A 16,303-nucleotide genomic window follows, 5' to 3' on the forward strand; every position below is an offset into this window, starting at 1 on the left:
ATCACGGCGCATCAAACAGATGCGCTTTGTCGCTGTAGAACTGCGGGCGCTGGATGTGCTGGATGTAGTCGCCGGTCAGCATGCCCTGCGCATCCTTGCCGGTGATCTGGAAAGTGAACAGATCCTGTAGCTGGATCACCTCGTTTTCCATGCCGCAGACTTCGGTGATCGACACCACGCGGCGCACCCCGTCGCGCATACGCTCGATCTGCACGATCAGATGTACCGCGCTGGCGATCTGGCGGCGGATCGCCAGCAGCGGCAGTTGCATGCTGGCCATCATCACCATATTTTCCAGACGCTGGATCGAATCACGCGAGGTGTTGGCGTGAACGGTACACAGCGAACCGTCGTGACCGGTGTTCATCGCCTGCAACATGTCGAAACTTTCGCCGCCGCGCACTTCGCCGAGGATGATGCGATCGGGACGCATACGCAGGGCATTGCGCATCAAATCGCGCTGGTCGATACGGCCGGTGCCTTCGGCGCTGACCGGGCGGGTTTCCAGCCGGATCACATGCTCCTGCTGTAATTGCAGTTCGGCGGCGTCCTCAATGGTGATGATGCGTTCGTCGCTGCCGATTTTTTGCGACAGCGCATTGAGCAGCGTGGTTTTACCGGCCCCGGTACCGCCGGAGACAATCACGTTAATCCGCGCCTGCATCGCCTTATTCAGCACATCGGCCATGGCGTACGACATACAGCGGCTTTCCGCCAGCGCTTCCAGCGACAGGTTGCGGCGCATGAATTTACGAATGGAGATAGTGGTGCCGTCGATGGCCAGCGGATAGGTGATCACATTGACGCGGCTGCCGTCCGGCAAACGGGCGTCCACCATCGGGCTGGCCTCGTCGATACGCCGCCCGACCGCCGCCGCGATACGCTGGGCGGTATTGAAGACATGCTCTTCATCGATAAAGGTGATCGGCGAAAGTTCCAGCTTGCCAAAACGCTCGACGAACACCTGATGGGCGCCGTTCACCAGAATGTCGTTGACCGTATCGTCCGCCAGCAACTGCTGGATCGGACCGATACCGGTCATCTCGTCCAGCATTTCCGCCGCGATAGCTTCTTCTTCCTGACGGGAAAGCTGCAAACGCTGTTCGTCGCAAATACGGCGGATCACGGTTTCAATCTGCACCAGCAGCTTGTCGCGCCCCATCATGGCGGCTTTGCCGGCATCGATCTGATCGTAGAGCTGCGCGCGGATCAAACGCCGCTGGCCGGTGCGACTATCCGCCTGGCGCGCGGCCGGCGTCGATGCCGCTGGGGCGCTCGCCGCAGGCTGCGCCCGGCTTTCAACCGGCGGACGCGCTTTCAGTTCGGTCACATTGGCGGCGGGTTGGGGCGTATTTTTATGCGCCTCGCCTTTTTGCTGGTTATTTCTACGAATCAGCATAATCTGTTAACCCTTTATGACAGCCATCACGCCCGCTTCAGCCAGCGTGAAAACCAGCGTTTTTCCACCGGCCTGGCGCGCACGCCGCACGCCAGATCGGCCAGTTGGCGTAAACCCTGTTGGAAAGCGGGCGCCAGCGCAAAATTCAGCGCCCCCAGCGTTAAGCTTTGCGCCAGCGCATGACCGGCGTTCGGCAGCACGGCGTCGATCCTGCGGCCGGTGAATTGCTCGAACTGCTCGCGGCTGAGCGGCGGCGTCCCGGTAAAGCGGCTTTGGTTATGCACCAGCAGCAGCCGCTGTCCTTCGCTTTCATCGCCGATTTCATGCAGTACGCGCCGGACATTGCGCGCGTCCTGAAGCGTCAGTTCGGTGACGATGATGCGCAGATCCGCATAGGTGAGCACATCCAGCGCGCCCGGCGGGTAGCTGCCGGGTAAATCCCAGATAACCTGATTAAACATGCGGCACAGCGCGCCGCCGAGATTCAGCACGTTATCCACCTCCACCGGGCTTAATTCGCCCAGTTCGGGTTTCTGCGCCAGCAAATGCAAACGGGAGTCGATACGCAGCATGGAACGCTGCAACAGCCGGGTATCCAGCTCCTGCGTCGCCAGCACCGCGGCCAGCCCGGCGTCGGCGCTTTGCCCCTGCAACAGCAGTTGAACGCCGTTGCGGCGGTCGAAATCCACCAGCGCCACCGGCAAATGACGCTCGCCGGACAGCAGCCTGCTCAGGCCCATGGCGACCGTACTGCCGCCGCTACCGCCGCTGGCGCCGACCACCGCGATGGTGCGCCCCATGCGCGCGTACTCCGGCCCGGCCTGCCGGCCTTCGCACTTCGCCAGCGTCGCCGCCAGCAGATCCAGCGTGAACGGCTTGAGCAGATAGTCCACCACGCCGAGTTGTAACAGCGCCCGGTACAGACCGACATCCTGCTCTTTGCCGATGGCGATAGCCTGCGTCGTGGGGCCGCAGATGCCGAGCAACCCTTCCAGCTCGGGCAATGGCCAGTGGACGCCTTCCAAATCCACCAGCAGGATGCGCGGCGGAACATTTTGCTCGCACCACTTACGCGCCGCGGCGATGCCGCCCGCCATCACCGGCACATCCTGCTGTTTCAGGCGGGTAAACTGGTCGCGCAGATCGACCGCCTCATCTCCGGCATGGACAAACGCCACCAGCGGCGCGCTCGTTTCTTCGTTGTCGACCAGGGGAATTTCACTCATTGGCTGCCGCTCCCTTAGTCTTCATCAAAATCAATATCGATAAGATCGGTCACGTCATTGGCGTGATAACGTTCGATGCTGTTGACCGCCGCCACGCCGTCCGCGTCATCCAGGGTTTTCGCCTGAATCAAATCCCGCGGTTCCGCCACCATCAGCGCCAGATTGTTTTGCGTGGCGCAGCCCAGATAGCCCATGCCCTCAAAGGGTTTCACCATCAGCAAATCCGGGTCGTTCACCTGGCAGCGGGTGGTTTTTACCGCCAGCGCTTCGGAGATCACCTCCAGATCGCCGGACTGGCCGGCGGCGGAAGAGATACGCATCTGTTTCACTTTGCGCGCATCGGCGCCGGCATTTTTCAATACGCCGGCCAGCCGTCCGGCCATCTGTTCGCCGCGCACGCTGCGCGGGATCAGCGTCAGCGTCTGTTTGGAGAGCCGCCCCTGATCTTTGAGCATCACGTTGAGCTGCCTGAGCGATTCCGGGGTAAAGCCGCGCCCATTGGCCGCCACCTGTAGCGTGACCGCCAACGAGGAAGGACGGACTTCGATCGGCGCCAGCGCCGGCTGCTGGTAACGCTGCATACGCTGGCTGTTCACCGAACGATCGCCGCAGGCCGCCAGCAGCAAACAGACGGCGCAGAGCGTCAGGCGCAATAGCGGGCCGGCTGACGATTGCATTGCGTTGTGTTGGTTATTCATTTTTTCACCGTTACTTCATCAGGTTCAGTAGAGGTAGCCCACGGCGCCGTAGCTTGGCATCACCGAGTCCAGCGTTTTGACCCCCTGCCCCGGCGTCTGAAGATCGCCCGCGTTCACCGGCTCCACCACATAGGCGGTGGCGATAATCACCAGTTCGGTTTCCTCATGACTTGTTGATTCATTTTCAAATGCCCGACCGATAACCGGGATGCTGCTTAAACCCGGCACGCCGGTCACCGTCTGGCTGTTGGCGCTGCGCAACATGCCCGCCAGCGCAAAACTCTGCCCGCTGGCCAGTTCCACCGTGGTATCGGCGCGGCGTACGGTCAGCGCGGGAATGGTCGATCCCCCTTCCAGTTGCACGGAACCGACCGAGGTCAATTCGCTGACTTCCGGCGCGATATGCAGGCTGATGCGGTTGGCGGAGAGCAGCGTCGGCGTCATGCGCAGGATCACGCCGTACGATTTGTAGTCGATATTGACGTTGTTATTGGTAATGATGACCACCGGCACTTCGCCGCCGGCGGCAAAGGCGGCGGTTTCGCCGGACATGGCGGTCAGGTTCGGTTCCGCCAGTATCGACGCCATGCCCTGTTTGTTCATGGCGGACAGCAGCCCGCTGAGCGACCCTTCGCCGCCGCCGACATTGGCGCCGAAGAAGCTGCTGCCCTCCACGCCGGTAAAGGCGCCGGTGCTGGAATCAAAAAAGCCGCTCACCGTACCGGTACCCAGACCAAAGTTGGCGCTGCCCCGGTTAAGCGAGGCGTCCCAGTTGAAGCCCAGTTCGTGCGTCAGATTGCGCGATACTTCCACCACCCGTACGCGAATATTGATTTGCGACGGGGTTTTGATTTTTAGCTGGTTGATGACTTTGCCGGACGTTTCGCTGCTGCCGGGCAGCCCCTGTCCGCCGCCTCCACCGCCGCCGGACGGGGAGGAGGAAGAGGCGGCGATATAAGCCTGTACGCTGTCAATCACCCGTTTGGCATCCTGCGGGGTATCGACGCTGCCGCGCACGATAACGCCGCTGGGGATGCCGGCTTCCAGTTGGATATCCGCCGCCGGGAATTCCCGTTTCAGGCGCTCTCTCAGGGCTTTCAGGTCGTGTTCGGAAACGATGCGGATGGCATTGATGACATTGCCGTTTTCATCCATTGCATACAGCGTGGTGCTGCCCACGCTCTTGGCATAGATAAACAGATTGCCCGGAGAAGGCAGTTCAAAACTGGCGATCTCCGGATCGGCCACCAGTACGCTGTCCGGCAAGCCATCCAGTTGCAATAAACGCCCTTGATGCACCGTCATATGCACCACGTTGGTTTCCGCGACTTCGGAAATGCCCGCGGCGCAAACTGTCACAGGCATCAGCATGGCGAGCCAGCAGGCGGCCAGCAATCGTTTGCCGGTATCCCAGAAGTCCGATTTCAAAAACAAGGAAAACATCGTCATTTACTAATTTCCGTAATGGGCTTTATTTGTTCCATGAGCAACCTTCAGGTTATTCACAGGCTGCCGGGTGAATAGTTCCGCCCTATCGGGAGGGGAACGTCAGTACGTCTTTCTGCGCGCCCCGGAACACCTTGACCTGATGGCCGCTGCCGGACAGGCCGTTATAGATGCTGGTGCTTTGCGAGAGCGTGGTTACCCGCCGCGCCGTATCCTGACCAAGATCTTCCTGTTCGTCCGGCGTTGCGCTGCGTAACGCCAGATGCAGCATGCCGACCTCTTTCGCCACCGCCAGCACCTCGGCCTGTTGCGGTGTGACCTCGACCGTTACCGTCTGGTAACTGACGGTACGCGGCCGATTGTTGGCGGCAGAGGCGCGGCTACGGGTTGAGGCATCCGTCTCGCCGCTATCTTCCAGCACTACGTCCTGCCGGGGGCGAACGTCGGTATCGGTCTGATTGTTCAACGCCAGAACGCGTAAATCGCGCACGATGGTTTGCGATGCCAGCAGAGGTAACGCGATCGCTTGCGTGCGGCTTGCCTGCAACTCCGGCTGTTCGTCTTTTTTCAGGCTGAGAATGATGTCCACCCGATCGCCCGCCGCCACCAGACCGGCGTTACTCGCCACCGCATTCGTGGGAATAGAGATTGCGCGCATCCCCTTACGCAATACGGCGGCGACGAAACCCGGCTCATTGGGCTTCACCACCACATTGCTGGTGAGCGGCGTGCCTTCGGTCACCGTTTCGCGCAGCGTGGCGCCCAGCAGCAGCGTCTGGCTGTCTTTGCCGCGAATGAAATTAAACGTGCGGGATACCGGCTCTGCCGTCACCTGCCAGCGCAGCGAGGAGGCGTCGAGAAAATCGCCGGGATGCAGATCTTTGGCGGCGACCAGAACAGCAATTTGCTCCGGCGCTTTTACCACGGCCTGCGGTGGAGCGGGCCGGGGGGACGACAAATGACCGCGCACCAGCAGCGCAATAATCCCTGCCAGGATTAACGCCCCTGCCAGTACATATGTAGAGTTAACTTTCATGCAACTTACCTTACCCTGCGTGCGCGTCTTAAAAACGGCGAAAAAACTAAAACAAGGGGAAAATCAGGACGTACATCGCGCCGAATGCAATGGCTACCCCGTAAGGGATCCCCTGCAAAAGATCGGCGGGCAACGCGGGCGGTATGGGTAACCGGCTTTTAAATATCCGGTTGGTGGTTTGAATACCCATGGCGACCGCCGTCGGTACGGTATTGAGCAGGGGCAGCCCCAGCGCCAGCACGCCCCCCGCCAGCGCGGTGATCATGACGAAGACGATCTGGTGTCCATATCCCACCCACAGACATAACACGCTTATCAGCTTCACATCGCCGGCGCCAAGCCTGCCGGTGAGGAAAAGCAGGAAACCGACAACCAGAACAAGCGCCGCGCCCGGCAACGCCCACAGCGCCTGCCATAGCTGCGGCATATCCGGCCCGCCGGCTTGCAGCACATCCAGCAGACGGAACAACAACCAGCCCGCCAATAAAATCAATATCGCCTGATTGGGGATTTTGCGCGCCAGCAGGTCGGTGCCGATGCACCACAGCAAACATCCCGCCAGTAATGCCGTTTGCAGCCAGTGCGCGTAATACGCCGCCACTGGACTTATTTCGCCGTTCCCGACGTGCCGGAACCGCTGGTGCCTGCGCCGGTAATCTGGTCGGCGATTTCGCTGAACTTTTCATTCAGCGCCTGCACAAAGATCCCGTCGCTGCCGAAAATAGCGCCGATAGCCGCCGCCATCGCCGCCGCCAGAATGCCGTATTCGATTGCCGTCACACCGCTTTCATCACGTAGAAAAGCGCGCAGTTTGGTTTTCATATTATTCATGGGGAGAATCTCTTATCCGCAGCCAAAGGAATCATGGCGAATAACGGGAGCCATGATGCTAACAGCATCAATAATGAGACTTATTATCAAGAACAACAAGAAGCAGTATATTAATATTCGTTAATCTTTCCATACGGAAAATTATCAATATAAATCAAATAGTAATATAACCATACGCCAGGAATGGCGATGCGGTATTTACCGTTTTTTTACAGGGATATTGGTACGGATTTAACAACGTTTAAGGCATAAATAGACCGTCAGCCCCGGATTGGCGGACTCGAGACACAGCTTGCCGCCGTGCAGATCCGCGATCGCTTTCACCAATGACAGGCCCAGCCCATAGCCAGACTGAGGCGGCCGGGTATCCAGCCGCTGAAAACGCTGTAGCGCTTTCTCATGCTGCACCGGCGGGATGCCCGGCCCGCGATCGGCAACGCTCAGCGCGATCCAGCCCTGATAGAGCTTCACGCCCAGGGTGATCTCTTTACCCTCAGCGGCATACTTCAGCGCATTCTCCACCAGATTGGCCAGCGCCTGAAATAACAGCGCCCGATCGCCAAACAGCTGGATGCCGGCATTAATCTCCAGCAACAAACGGCAGCCACGCTCTTCCGCCAATGGCTGATAGTATTCGTTGACCTCGGCCAGCAACCGCCGCGCCTCAATCTGTTCGAACTGATGGATACAGCGCCCGCTCTCGATTTCGCCAATCCGCATCACCGTACGGAACAGCGCCAGAACCTTATGCACTTCCCCCGCCGCCAGGTTCAGCTCATCACGGATGTCGGCATCCAGACCGCTGCGCTCGGTCAAATTAAATAACCGGTTTTGCAGGTGGGTCAACGGCGTGCGCAGCTCGTGGGCGATATGGCTGGAGGTACTGCGCACCTGCTCCATCAGGCGTTCAATGCGTTCCAGATTCTGGTTGATCTCCGCGCTCAGGCTGTCAAAGTCGTCGCCGTAGGGCGACAGCGGCATCCTGACCTGCTGCTCGCCGGTGCTGTAGCGGTGCAGCGCGCTACGAATTTGCTCCACGCTGCGTAAACTCTGCAGGCTGAAATGACGGCTGACCAACAGGCAGAACAGCAGCACGACGAACAGCCCGGCTCCCGCCACCAGCGGGATGGTTCTTACCCGCTCCAGCATGGGCCGGATGTTATAGGCGGTAAACAGTATCCCGCCGTCATTCAGCATGACGGATAAACCAATCAGGTTCGGATCGTTGTTGCCGGAAAGGATATTTTTCAGACACGCCACGTCCATATTGCAGTCGGTGCTGTGCAAATTTTTTAGCGGATGATTGTGGTAAAGAATATTGCCGCTTTTATCCGTCACCAGAAATAGCGGTAGTTCATCATTCTCCGCCAAATTATCCTGGCGAAGTTGCGCAATCAGACTGTCGGCGCTGGTTAAACGCGACTGCATGGAATAATCATAAATATTACCCAGAATAACTTCGCGCACATGCGTTCTGATTAACGTCTCGCTTAATGAACTGAAGCCGACAATACTCATCAACATCATTAATAAGAATAAAAAAACAATGGTGATCGCCTGCCGGAAATTAGCGGTACAGACAAAGCCAGGATATTGGCTTGCCCCCACTAATTGCCAGTGTTTTATTTTTAGCTGCCAGCGGCGTCCCAGCTTCTTTATTTTTATTTTATTCAGTGTAGCTGCCGGCATCCGTTCTATCCTTGTCAACAGAACCCAACGCATAACCCATCGCTCTTAGGGTTTTAATTAACGGCCGCGGGAAACCTTTATCAATTTTCGCCCGCAGTTTCGACATATGGACATCAATCAAATTGGTCTGCGGATCGAAATGATAACCCCATACGCGCTCCAGCAGCATGGTACGGGTAATCGCCTGGCCGGGATTTTCCATGAGTATAATCAATAGCTTGATTTCTTTATCCGTCAGGTCGATACGCTGACCGCCGCGCCAGGCGACCCGTTGCAGACGGTCGAGCTGCAGATCTTCAAACGTCAGAACCGAGGAATTATCGGCATGGCGTTTACCACGCCGCGCCATAATATCCAGACGCAATCTTAATTCATTAAAATTAAAAGGTTTGCCAAGATAATCTTCCGCGCCAAGCTCCAATCCCATCACCCGATCAACGTCCCGGTCTAATGCGGAAAGCAACATAATAGGCGGGTGACGCGATCCCTGTAATTCACGCAAGACGCTAAAGCCGTCCATAATCGGCAGCATCCTGTCCAGCAGCACCACATCATAAACCTCATCTTTTATCGCTTTTAATGCATGTGCGCCATCGTGGACCATACGACAAGAATGACCGTGTGAATGTAATTTAGAGCCTAACCAATGGCACAGAACGGAATCATCATCAACCACCAGTACGCGCATAACTTTCCCCTGCTAAAATGTCGCTATTCACATATTTCTTTTATGGGTAATACCCAACAACAAAGAAAATGACATACCCATTTATTATTTCAGACGCCCATAGCGGTACGCCAATTCTTCACGCCCGCCGCAAACGGCATAGGCAGAAAGTATCATCTGAGCATTATTAGCTGGATAATAACAATCATTATCATTTGGTGACAAGCCATTTACAATCGCACAGGGCGATTCGGTATGTAAGGATTTAGAAAAGATCCCCGCCGCCTGAGCGATGGGGATTAACAGAAAAGGGAAAAGATCAATAAAATACGGGTATTAGATACGCCGATGTTACTCGTGTTCGCTCAGCACGGCTTCCAGCAGATCCAGTTCCCGCAGCATCTTTTGCAGCGTTTCGTTGCTGATTTGCCGGGTGGCGCGCAGGTGATACAGTTCGGCACGTTCCGAATTCAGCGCCGTCAGCCGGAAACGCCGCTCCAGATTTTCAATCATCAGGCTGTGGTCCATGTCGCTCTGCCCGGTCACCTGCCGGCGTAAATTGCCAATCACCCTGGCGCTGACCTCTTTCAGCACCTGCTCGTCAATATTCTCTTCACGATCGGCCGCCAGACGCTCTTCCATTTTATGCAGACTGTTAATCGCCACTTCGGCCATTGAGCTGCGCGCCATGCGCTCCTCTTTGGCGTAAGCCGCTTTATCGGCCACCACAATTCCGCGCAGCAGTAACGGCAGCGCCAATACGCCGCACAGCAGGGAAAACAGAATGACGCCGGTGGCGATAAACACCAGTTGGTAACGAGACGGAAAAGCCGTGCCGTCGGTCAGCAATAGAGGGATGGACAGTACGCCGGCCAGCGTAATGGCGCCGCGTACGCCGGCGAAAGAGGCGATCCACAGTTCGCGCGTCGTGAACTCGGCAAACACCATCGGCTTCTTTTTCTGAATATGCAGGCTGTATCTTTTCATTACCCATAGCCAGCTGAAACGCAGCAGCAACAGCGCGGCATAGATGATGGCGATATCGGTAAACAGCATCCAGGTTTCCACCGTCGGATCCAGCTCCGCCTGGGTAATCGAGGTTTCCAGAATGCCCGGCAATTGCAGCCCCAGCATAATGAACACCATGCCGTTAAACACAAACTCCAGCATCGACCAGACGCCGTTCGCCCGCAGCCGCATCGTCAGCGGCGCGTTGCGGATCACGCCGGCTTGGCTGATGGTCATCCCGGAGGCGACCGCCGCCAGGATACCTGAAACCCCGATGTGTTCGGCAATCAGATAGGCCGCGAAGGGCAACAGCAGCAGTAAAACAATTTGGGTCGCGGCGTCATTGCCGCTCCAGCGGCTGAGAAGACGCAATGATTTACTATAAATCCAGGTCACCGCCACACCGGCCAACAGCCCGCCCAGCGCGACTTTGATAAACGCCAGCGTCGCGCCCGAAACCGTGAACACCATGGTGCCCATGGCAATGGCGACGGCAAACTTCAGCGATACCAGGCCGGAGGCATCGTTCATCAATGCTTCGCCCTGAAGGATACCCATCAGCTTTTTCGGGATTCGACCTTCACCCACGATGCCGGACAGCGCGACGGCATCGGTCGGGGACAGCACCGCGGCCAGCGCGAAAGCGGCAATCAGCGGCATGCCCGGCGCCATCCAATAGATGAAGTAGCCGACGCCCACCACGGTAATCAACACCAGAACCAGCGCCAGACCGATAATTTCACGCCCGTAATGCAGGAATTCACGGGTCGGCGTCTTCCAACCGTCGGCAAACAGCAGCGGCGGAATAAACAGCACCATAAACAGCTCGGGATTGAAATCAACGTGCAAACCAAACTGAGGGATGGCAAGCACGGCGCCAACGGCGATTTGCATTAATGGGAGAGGTATCTGAAAAGGTAAAATTCGTGTCACCACCCCTGATAGAGAAACCACCAAGGTCAAAATAAGAATAGTAAAAAAGATTTCCATGCTTTCCTTAGACTCTCTCCTGCAATAGAAAAAGACGGGTTATCCCGCCTGATATTCAACGCATTTATTCTGGCATTAAAATGCCTTTCCGAGGGGGAAAAATTCATTTTTTTCGCATTTTCACACGCCCGACTTCAACCGGGGGCAGATGAAGTCTCAGTACAAAACGGGAAGATTACGGACAGGAAGAAAAATGCGGTTCCAACTGGCGAAAAGCGTCGGATTGACGATAGTGCGGAGATGGCGAATTCGTCGTCGTTCGAGGGGGCGACGCCCCCTCGAACGCCAAGCCGCTTAGAGCGCCCAGCCGCCGGCGTAGAACACCACCAGCGCAATGGCGATAAGCACGGTGCCGATATTCAGCTTGCGCCATTCGCCGGAAAAAATACGCCCCAGAACCAGCGAACCAAAACCCAGCATAATACCGGTCACAATATTACAGGTCAGCACGATAAATACCGCGCACACCAGACCCGACATCGCATCGACGAAATCGTCAAAGTTCAGCTTGGTCACATTGCCCAGCATCAACAAACCGACATACATCAGCGCCGGCGCGGTCGCATAGCCGGGAACCAGATAAGAGAGCGGCGACAGGAACAGAATCAGCAGGAACAACACGCCGACTACCGTTGCGGTCAGACCGGTTTTACCACCGGCCGCCGTACCCGCGGCGGACTCAATATAGACCGCCGCCGGAGAGGTGCCGACCAGGCTGGAAAGGATACTGCTGACGGAGTCGGAGGTCAGCGCTTTACCGCCGTTGACGATTTGACCGTCCTTATCCAGCAAATTCGCCTGACCGGCAACCGCGCGGATAGTGCCGGTCGCATCAAATACCGCCGTCATCACCAATGCCAGCACGCTGGGCAATATCACCGGCTGCAATGCGCCCATGATATCCAGACTGAAAATCAATGAAGTACCGTCTTCGCCGCTTAGACTCGGCCAGGCAAACCAGCCCTGATAATTCACGTTTGGATCGAAGATCAGACCGATAATGGAAATGGCGACGATCACCAGCAAAATGCCGCCCGGAACACGACGCTTTTCCAACCCGATGGTGGCCGCCAGCCCCAGCAACGCCATGATAACCGGGAAAGAAGTAAAATCGCCCAGCGCAACCGGCAGACCGTCAATCGGATTTTTAATCACCAGACCGATGCCGTTGGCGGCAATAATCAATAGAAACAGACCGATGCCGATCCCGGTGCCGTGCGCCACCCCGAGCGGGAGATTGCGCAGGATCCAGGTACGGATCCCGGTGGCGGAAATGAGAGTGAACAGAACCCCCATCAGAAAAATCGCCCCCAACGCGACCGGAATGCTAATCTGCTGACCCAATACCAGGCTAAAGGCCGTGAAGGCGGTAAGAGAGATGGCGCAACCGATAGCCAACGGCAGATTGGCCCACAATCCCATCAGTAATGAACCGAATCCGGCCACCAGACAGGTGGCGACAAACACCGCGGCCGGAGGGAAACCCGCTTTACCCATCATGCCCGGTACAACGATAACCGAGTAAACCATGGCCAGAAAGGTGGTTAACCCCGCCAACACTTCCTGGCGCACGCTGCTTCCGCGCTGCGTTATTTTAAAAAATGCATCAAGCGCGCTATCAGCCCGACGAGTGGTATTTGACATGGTGGTATCCCCTGAGATGTCATCATTTAAGGTAAAGGCGGTTCTGTTCCCCCGGCCTTGCACCGGGCATAATCAGTACAAGTCGACACACCATGAACCATAGGGCAGTGCAAGCAAACGATTACCCCGTGCGATGCAAAACCACAAAATTGTGCCAGATTATGCGAAGCAAACGATTATCCTGCTTCCCCGGCGTCCATTTCAACTGCTAATCAACACTATTTACCTATAGTTGCTGCATAATCATGCGTCAGCCATTCCACCGATAAAAAACGACGTCGGCAGAAAGTCGGGAGAGAAACAGCCAATGGGGAAAGGTTTTTGATGGGATAGGATAAATCGAAACGGTAGTTTATTTCAAACAAACTCATTATTCATTTTTTGTGATTTACCTCACAAAAAAAATTGACCAGCCATACCAACGCGCGTATGCTTTAAAACGTGATGAGAATCACAAAAATAAATTCGCCAACGAGGAATCTGCAAAATGAAACTGCTGAACAAAATCGTCGCCGTGTTTGAAAACATCAACGTAAGTTTTGGTACTTTCAACCTCTGAGAGCAGCAAGCGTGAAGAGGATAAAGATGAGTGTTGTCCGTAAAATCAATAAACTATTAAAAGCGCTGGGCAAAACCTACTGCGGTAGCAACCCCCTCGCCATTTTCCGTTAATCGTACCGGGTGATTGCCGCCCGGCCAGATTACCGATGCGTCGCTCTGGCGCCCGCCCCGCTATAACGGCAAGCGCCAGAGTACCGTGCAGCAAACAACCCTCTCAGGCATACAGCGAGACTTCCCCGCTGGGGCGGGTTTTGAAACGGCGATGCAGCCAAAGATACTGCTCCGGCGCCCGCATGATTTCCTTTTCTATCACTTTATTCATATAACAGGCGGCTTGTTGCTCGTCATGATACGGATAATCCTGCAACTCAGGCTGAATCACCAGCTTATACCCGGAAGCGTCGGGCTTGCGGATAAGCACCGTGGTGACCATCGCCGGCTTGGCTAAACGCGCAATGGTAAAAGTGCCGCTGGTAGTCGCCGCTTTCTTCACGGCGAAAAACGGCGCAAAAACGCTGCCTTTCGGACCGTAGTCCTGATCCGGAGCAAACCATACGGCTTCGCCGCCTTTCAGAGCGCGAGCCATGCCGCGCAGATCCTTACGATCGATCATTACCTTGTTGGAACGGGTGCGCCCCCAGGTTTGTACCAGCTCCATCACTTTATTGTTATGCGGCCGATACATCGCCATCATCGGCTGGCACAGCCCCATCGCTCTGCCGCCCAGTTCCAGCGACATAAAGTGGATGCCAATCACCATCACCCCGCGATCTTTGGCGCAGGCTTGCTGCAAATTTTCCAGTCCCGACACATCAAACCAGTGGCGAACACGGCGATCCGACCAAAACCAGGCCATACCCGTTTCCACCAGCGCCATACCCAGCGAGGAGAAATTATTGACGATCATCGCTTCCCGCTCTGCGGCGGCAATAGCGGGAAAGCAAAGTTCAAGGTTACGCCGGGCAATCGCCACTCTGCGTTTAAGAAAAAAACGGGAAAAACGACCGACGCTGCTGCCGATTTTCATCAGCAGCGGATAGGGAAGTTGAACCAGCAGAAACAGGATGCCGAGACCGAACCATGTGATCCAGTAGCGAGGATGGAGTAAAGCCCTGGTAAATTTTTGTTTAATTCTCATGAGACTCATCTGTATGTGGTCAAAGCGCGTACCGCATAAAAAATCACCCTGCGCGTTACATCGACTATGACACTATCTACCGTACAATAGTTGCCGAATTACATGAAATCGCCCTAATCGCTATGGTTAAAGCCAAAGTATGGAAAGCAGGTCTGGAGGGGTGTGGGAAAGCGCTCGAGTCCAGCCGCCAATCGGCAACAGCTGCAAGCATGATACTCGATTCAGAATATAGGAGTAAAATAATTAAGCCCCTCAGAATATCTGCGGGGCTTAAAGCATAATCAGGCATTTTCAGCGATGAACCGGGCGAAAGCGCTAAAACCAGGCCAGGTTATCATCGGCGGAAGACCATTAGATTACGGAAACATTCACTGCTGATGGGCCTTTCTGGCCGCTTTCAACGCTGAATTCCACTTTCTGGCCTTCGTCCAGGCTTTTGTAGTCGTTACCCTGGCCTTGGATGGCGGAGAAGTGAACGAATACGTCTTTGCTGCCGTCAGTCGGGGTGATGAAACCAAAACCTTTACCAGCGTCAAACCATTTTACCAATCCAGTCATTTTATTAGACATAGATAATTTCCTTTATATATTTAGATAGCCACTATAGGGCGAAGATGGTCTGTCACAGTGATTACTTATGGGCACTTATAAGAAGGAAATTCGTCGGATAAGAGACTGGGTGCATCGCTTGAACTAGGAACCACTTAATTACAATGTCTTTCATAAATAGGTCTGTATTCCAGGCCGTTGAAGCTATTAACGCACGAACGAATTTTTATAGCAAGCCTTTCTTGCAAAAATCCTGGATGCCCGTCAACACAGTCAATGACCATTCAGATTCGCATACCGTGCGGAGATCGGGATAATGCAGAAAGAAATATCACCCATATTTATGATAACTATCGCTTTACTTTTAAATAATCCATTTCCCCATCAGGCGTCGTTAATATTGGTCATAACCATCTCGCCGATACTCTCAGTGGCGATATCCGAGGTTAGTGTTAGAACGGTGCCGGCTTCAACCCGTACCAGCGAACCCTTCAAACTTATCAGCGTGCCGGTTAGACGCTGAGAAATCAGGCCGTAATCAGCCTCTGCCAAAATAATTCAAAATGATCAAAGGTTTAACCTATCAAATAGCCAGGATTGATCGATAAATCAATCGTTTTATCCGGTTAATACATTTATATTGATCGTTTTTACCGATCGATCAATAATGCTCAAAACGGAGCCAAAGAGGGAATTATGATGGCCGTGAAGTCAATCTCATATGCTAAGAAGCACTATGTTATGGAACCCATCTATAGTTGCCAGAACCGGCTATTCGCGATGGAACTGCTTACTCGTTTTAATGACCAGGGGCTATATTCGGAAAAATACATTCAGCAAATGAGTTCATCTGAAAAGCAGGCATTACTGATGGATCAGTTGGAATCTATTACAGAAAAGCAATGCTATTTTATAGATAACAGCATACTTCTATCGGTAAACATTGATTTCGCCATGGCGACGTTTTTGTCCCGGGATTCTTATAGCAGAAATTTATTGGATAAATTACCCTTTATTCGTCTGGAAATAAGCGAAAACTTCCCAAATCTTAGTGATGGGCGACGTAATCCACTGCTTACGAAACTCTATGAACGTTACCCGCTTTGGCTGGACGACTTTGGCAGCGGAAACGCCAATATTTATGCGCTCAGCCAGTCTACATTTAGCTACGTCAAACTGGATAAGCATTTTTACTGGGAAATGATAAGAAGCGAAAAGAAATATACCTTTCCTGTAATGATATCCAATATTAAAAAATACTGCCATGGCGTCATTATAGAGGGAGTACAAAACCATTCAGAATATTTTCTTTTAAAGGCTTGCGGCATAGATGGAATGCAAGGGAATATTTACCCAAGCTATAGATTAGATGATTTGCCAATATTAAAAAAATGAGCCTACCGATCATATTATTAGCATCA

At 54.5% G+C, this 16,303-nt stretch carries 15 protein-coding genes; 1 reads left to right on the forward strand and 14 read right to left on the reverse strand.

Going from position 1 to position 16,303, the window contains the following annotated elements; genetic code table 11:
* Nucleotide 1 precedes the first annotated feature (1 nt).
* From EH206_RS18305 to EH206_RS23110, 14 genes are all read right to left on the reverse strand, one after another.
* A complete protein-coding gene (locus EH206_RS18305) occupies nt 2–1,399 on the reverse strand; it encodes a TadA family conjugal transfer-associated ATPase (protein ID WP_009114368.1) in 1,398 nt (465 codons plus the stop codon).
* 26 nt (nt 1,400–1,425) lie between these two features.
* A complete protein-coding gene (locus EH206_RS18310) occupies nt 1,426–2,625 on the reverse strand; it encodes a CpaE/TadZ family protein (protein WP_009114369.1) in 1,200 nt (399 codons plus the stop codon).
* A gap of 14 nt (nt 2,626–2,639) precedes the next feature.
* Entirely contained in the window at nt 2,640–3,302 is a 663-nt protein-coding gene (locus EH206_RS18315; RefSeq protein ID WP_009114370.1) for a CpaD family pilus assembly lipoprotein, read from the reverse strand.
* A 45-nt stretch (nt 3,303–3,347) separates the two neighbouring features.
* The gene (locus tag EH206_RS18320; RefSeq protein WP_009114371.1) at nt 3,348–4,772 is read right to left on the reverse strand and encodes a type II and III secretion system protein family protein; all 1,425 of its coding nucleotides are present in this window, start codon (nt 4,770–4,772) and stop codon (nt 3,348–3,350) included.
* A gap of 82 nt (nt 4,773–4,854) precedes the next feature.
* Nucleotides 4,855–5,805, reverse strand: coding sequence for a Flp pilus assembly protein CpaB (cpaB, locus tag EH206_RS18325; protein WP_009114372.1), 951 nt, complete (start codon nt 5,803–5,805; stop codon nt 4,855–4,857).
* A gap of 46 nt (nt 5,806–5,851) precedes the next feature.
* Nucleotides 5,852–6,406, reverse strand: coding sequence for an A24 family peptidase (locus EH206_RS18330; RefSeq protein WP_009114373.1), 555 nt, complete (start codon nt 6,404–6,406; stop codon nt 5,852–5,854).
* 5 nt (nt 6,407–6,411) lie between these two features.
* Nucleotides 6,412–6,636, reverse strand: a complete 225-nt coding sequence (locus EH206_RS18335; RefSeq protein ID WP_009114374.1) for a Flp family type IVb pilin — start codon at nt 6,634–6,636, stop codon at nt 6,412–6,414.
* Between the two features lie 231 nt (nt 6,637–6,867).
* A complete protein-coding gene (locus EH206_RS18340; protein WP_009114375.1) occupies nt 6,868–8,325 on the reverse strand; it encodes a sensor histidine kinase in 1,458 nt (485 codons plus the stop codon).
* A complete protein-coding gene (locus EH206_RS18345) occupies nt 8,303–9,013 on the reverse strand; it encodes a response regulator transcription factor (RefSeq protein ID WP_009114376.1) in 711 nt (236 codons plus the stop codon). Before EH206_RS18345 ends, EH206_RS18340 begins: the two co-directional genes overlap by 23 nt.
* Before the next feature lie 330 nt (nt 9,014–9,343).
* Nucleotides 9,344–10,990: a Na+/H+ antiporter gene (locus EH206_RS18350; RefSeq protein WP_009114377.1), complete on the reverse strand. Its 1,647-nt coding sequence runs from the start codon at nt 10,988–10,990 to the stop codon at nt 9,344–9,346.
* A 294-nt stretch (nt 10,991–11,284) separates the two neighbouring features.
* The gene (locus EH206_RS18355) at nt 11,285–12,634 is read right to left on the reverse strand and encodes an NCS2 family permease (protein WP_009114378.1); all 1,350 of its coding nucleotides are present in this window, start codon (nt 12,632–12,634) and stop codon (nt 11,285–11,287) included.
* Nucleotides 12,635–13,409: 775 nt separating this feature from the next.
* Nucleotides 13,410–14,333 carry a kdo(2)-lipid IV(A) palmitoleoyltransferase gene (gene lpxP / locus EH206_RS18360; protein ID WP_009114379.1) on the reverse strand — a complete coding sequence of 308 codons (924 nt, stop codon included), beginning with the start codon at nt 14,331–14,333 and terminating at the stop codon, nt 13,410–13,412.
* A gap of 351 nt (nt 14,334–14,684) precedes the next feature.
* Nucleotides 14,685–14,903 carry an RNA chaperone/antiterminator CspA gene (gene cspA / locus EH206_RS18365; RefSeq protein WP_009114380.1) on the reverse strand — a complete coding sequence of 73 codons (219 nt, stop codon included), beginning with the start codon at nt 14,901–14,903 and terminating at the stop codon, nt 14,685–14,687.
* Between the two features lie 363 nt (nt 14,904–15,266).
* Nucleotides 15,267–15,434, reverse strand: a complete 168-nt coding sequence (locus tag EH206_RS23110; RefSeq protein WP_156803281.1) for a hypothetical protein — start codon at nt 15,432–15,434, stop codon at nt 15,267–15,269.
* Nucleotides 15,435–15,662: 228 nt separating this feature from the next.
* On the opposite strand from EH206_RS23110, the gene EH206_RS18370 reads away from it, so the two are divergent.
* Nucleotides 15,663–16,277, forward strand: a complete 615-nt coding sequence (locus tag EH206_RS18370) for an EAL domain-containing protein (protein ID WP_232216536.1) — start codon at nt 15,663–15,665, stop codon at nt 16,275–16,277.
* Nucleotides 16,278–16,303 lie beyond the last annotated feature (26 nt).

The sequence above is a fragment of the Brenneria nigrifluens DSM 30175 = ATCC 13028 genome (assembly GCF_005484965.1).
Taxonomy (GTDB): Bacteria; Pseudomonadota; Gammaproteobacteria; order Enterobacterales; family Enterobacteriaceae; genus Brenneria; species Brenneria nigrifluens.

What these genes read in the sequence shown, in the direction of transcription:
- EH206_RS18305 (WP_009114368.1), bottom strand. Translation starts at nt 1,399, where the DNA reads ATGCTGATTCGTAGAAATAACCAGCAAAAAGGCGAGGCGCATAAAAAT.
- lpxP (WP_009114379.1), bottom strand. Translation starts at nt 14,333, where the DNA reads ATGAGAATTAAACAAAAATTTACCAGGGCTTTACTCCATCCTCGCTAC.
- cspA (WP_009114380.1), bottom strand. Translation starts at nt 14,903, where the DNA reads ATGTCTAATAAAATGACTGGATTGGTAAAATGGTTTGACGCTGGTAAA.
- EH206_RS18320 (WP_009114371.1), bottom strand. Translation starts at nt 4,772, where the DNA reads ATGACGATGTTTTCCTTGTTTTTGAAATCGGACTTCTGGGATACCGGC.
- EH206_RS18310 (WP_009114369.1), bottom strand. Translation starts at nt 2,625, where the DNA reads ATGAGTGAAATTCCCCTGGTCGACAACGAAGAAACGAGCGCGCCGCTG.
- EH206_RS18370 (WP_232216536.1), top strand. Translation starts at nt 15,663, where the DNA reads ATGGAACTGCTTACTCGTTTTAATGACCAGGGGCTATATTCGGAAAAA.
- EH206_RS18315 (WP_009114370.1), bottom strand. Translation starts at nt 3,302, where the DNA reads ATGCAATCGTCAGCCGGCCCGCTATTGCGCCTGACGCTCTGCGCCGTC.
- cpaB (WP_009114372.1), bottom strand. Translation starts at nt 5,805, where the DNA reads ATGAAAGTTAACTCTACATATGTACTGGCAGGGGCGTTAATCCTGGCA.
- EH206_RS18350 (WP_009114377.1), bottom strand. Translation starts at nt 10,990, where the DNA reads ATGGAAATCTTTTTTACTATTCTTATTTTGACCTTGGTGGTTTCTCTA.
- EH206_RS18345 (WP_009114376.1), bottom strand. Translation starts at nt 9,013, where the DNA reads ATGCGCGTACTGGTGGTTGATGATGATTCCGTTCTGTGCCATTGGTTA.
- EH206_RS18340 (WP_009114375.1), bottom strand. Translation starts at nt 8,325, where the DNA reads ATGCCGGCAGCTACACTGAATAAAATAAAAATAAAGAAGCTGGGACGC.
- EH206_RS18355 (WP_009114378.1), bottom strand. Translation starts at nt 12,634, where the DNA reads ATGTCAAATACCACTCGTCGGGCTGATAGCGCGCTTGATGCATTTTTT.
- EH206_RS18335 (WP_009114374.1), bottom strand. Translation starts at nt 6,636, where the DNA reads ATGAATAATATGAAAACCAAACTGCGCGCTTTTCTACGTGATGAAAGC.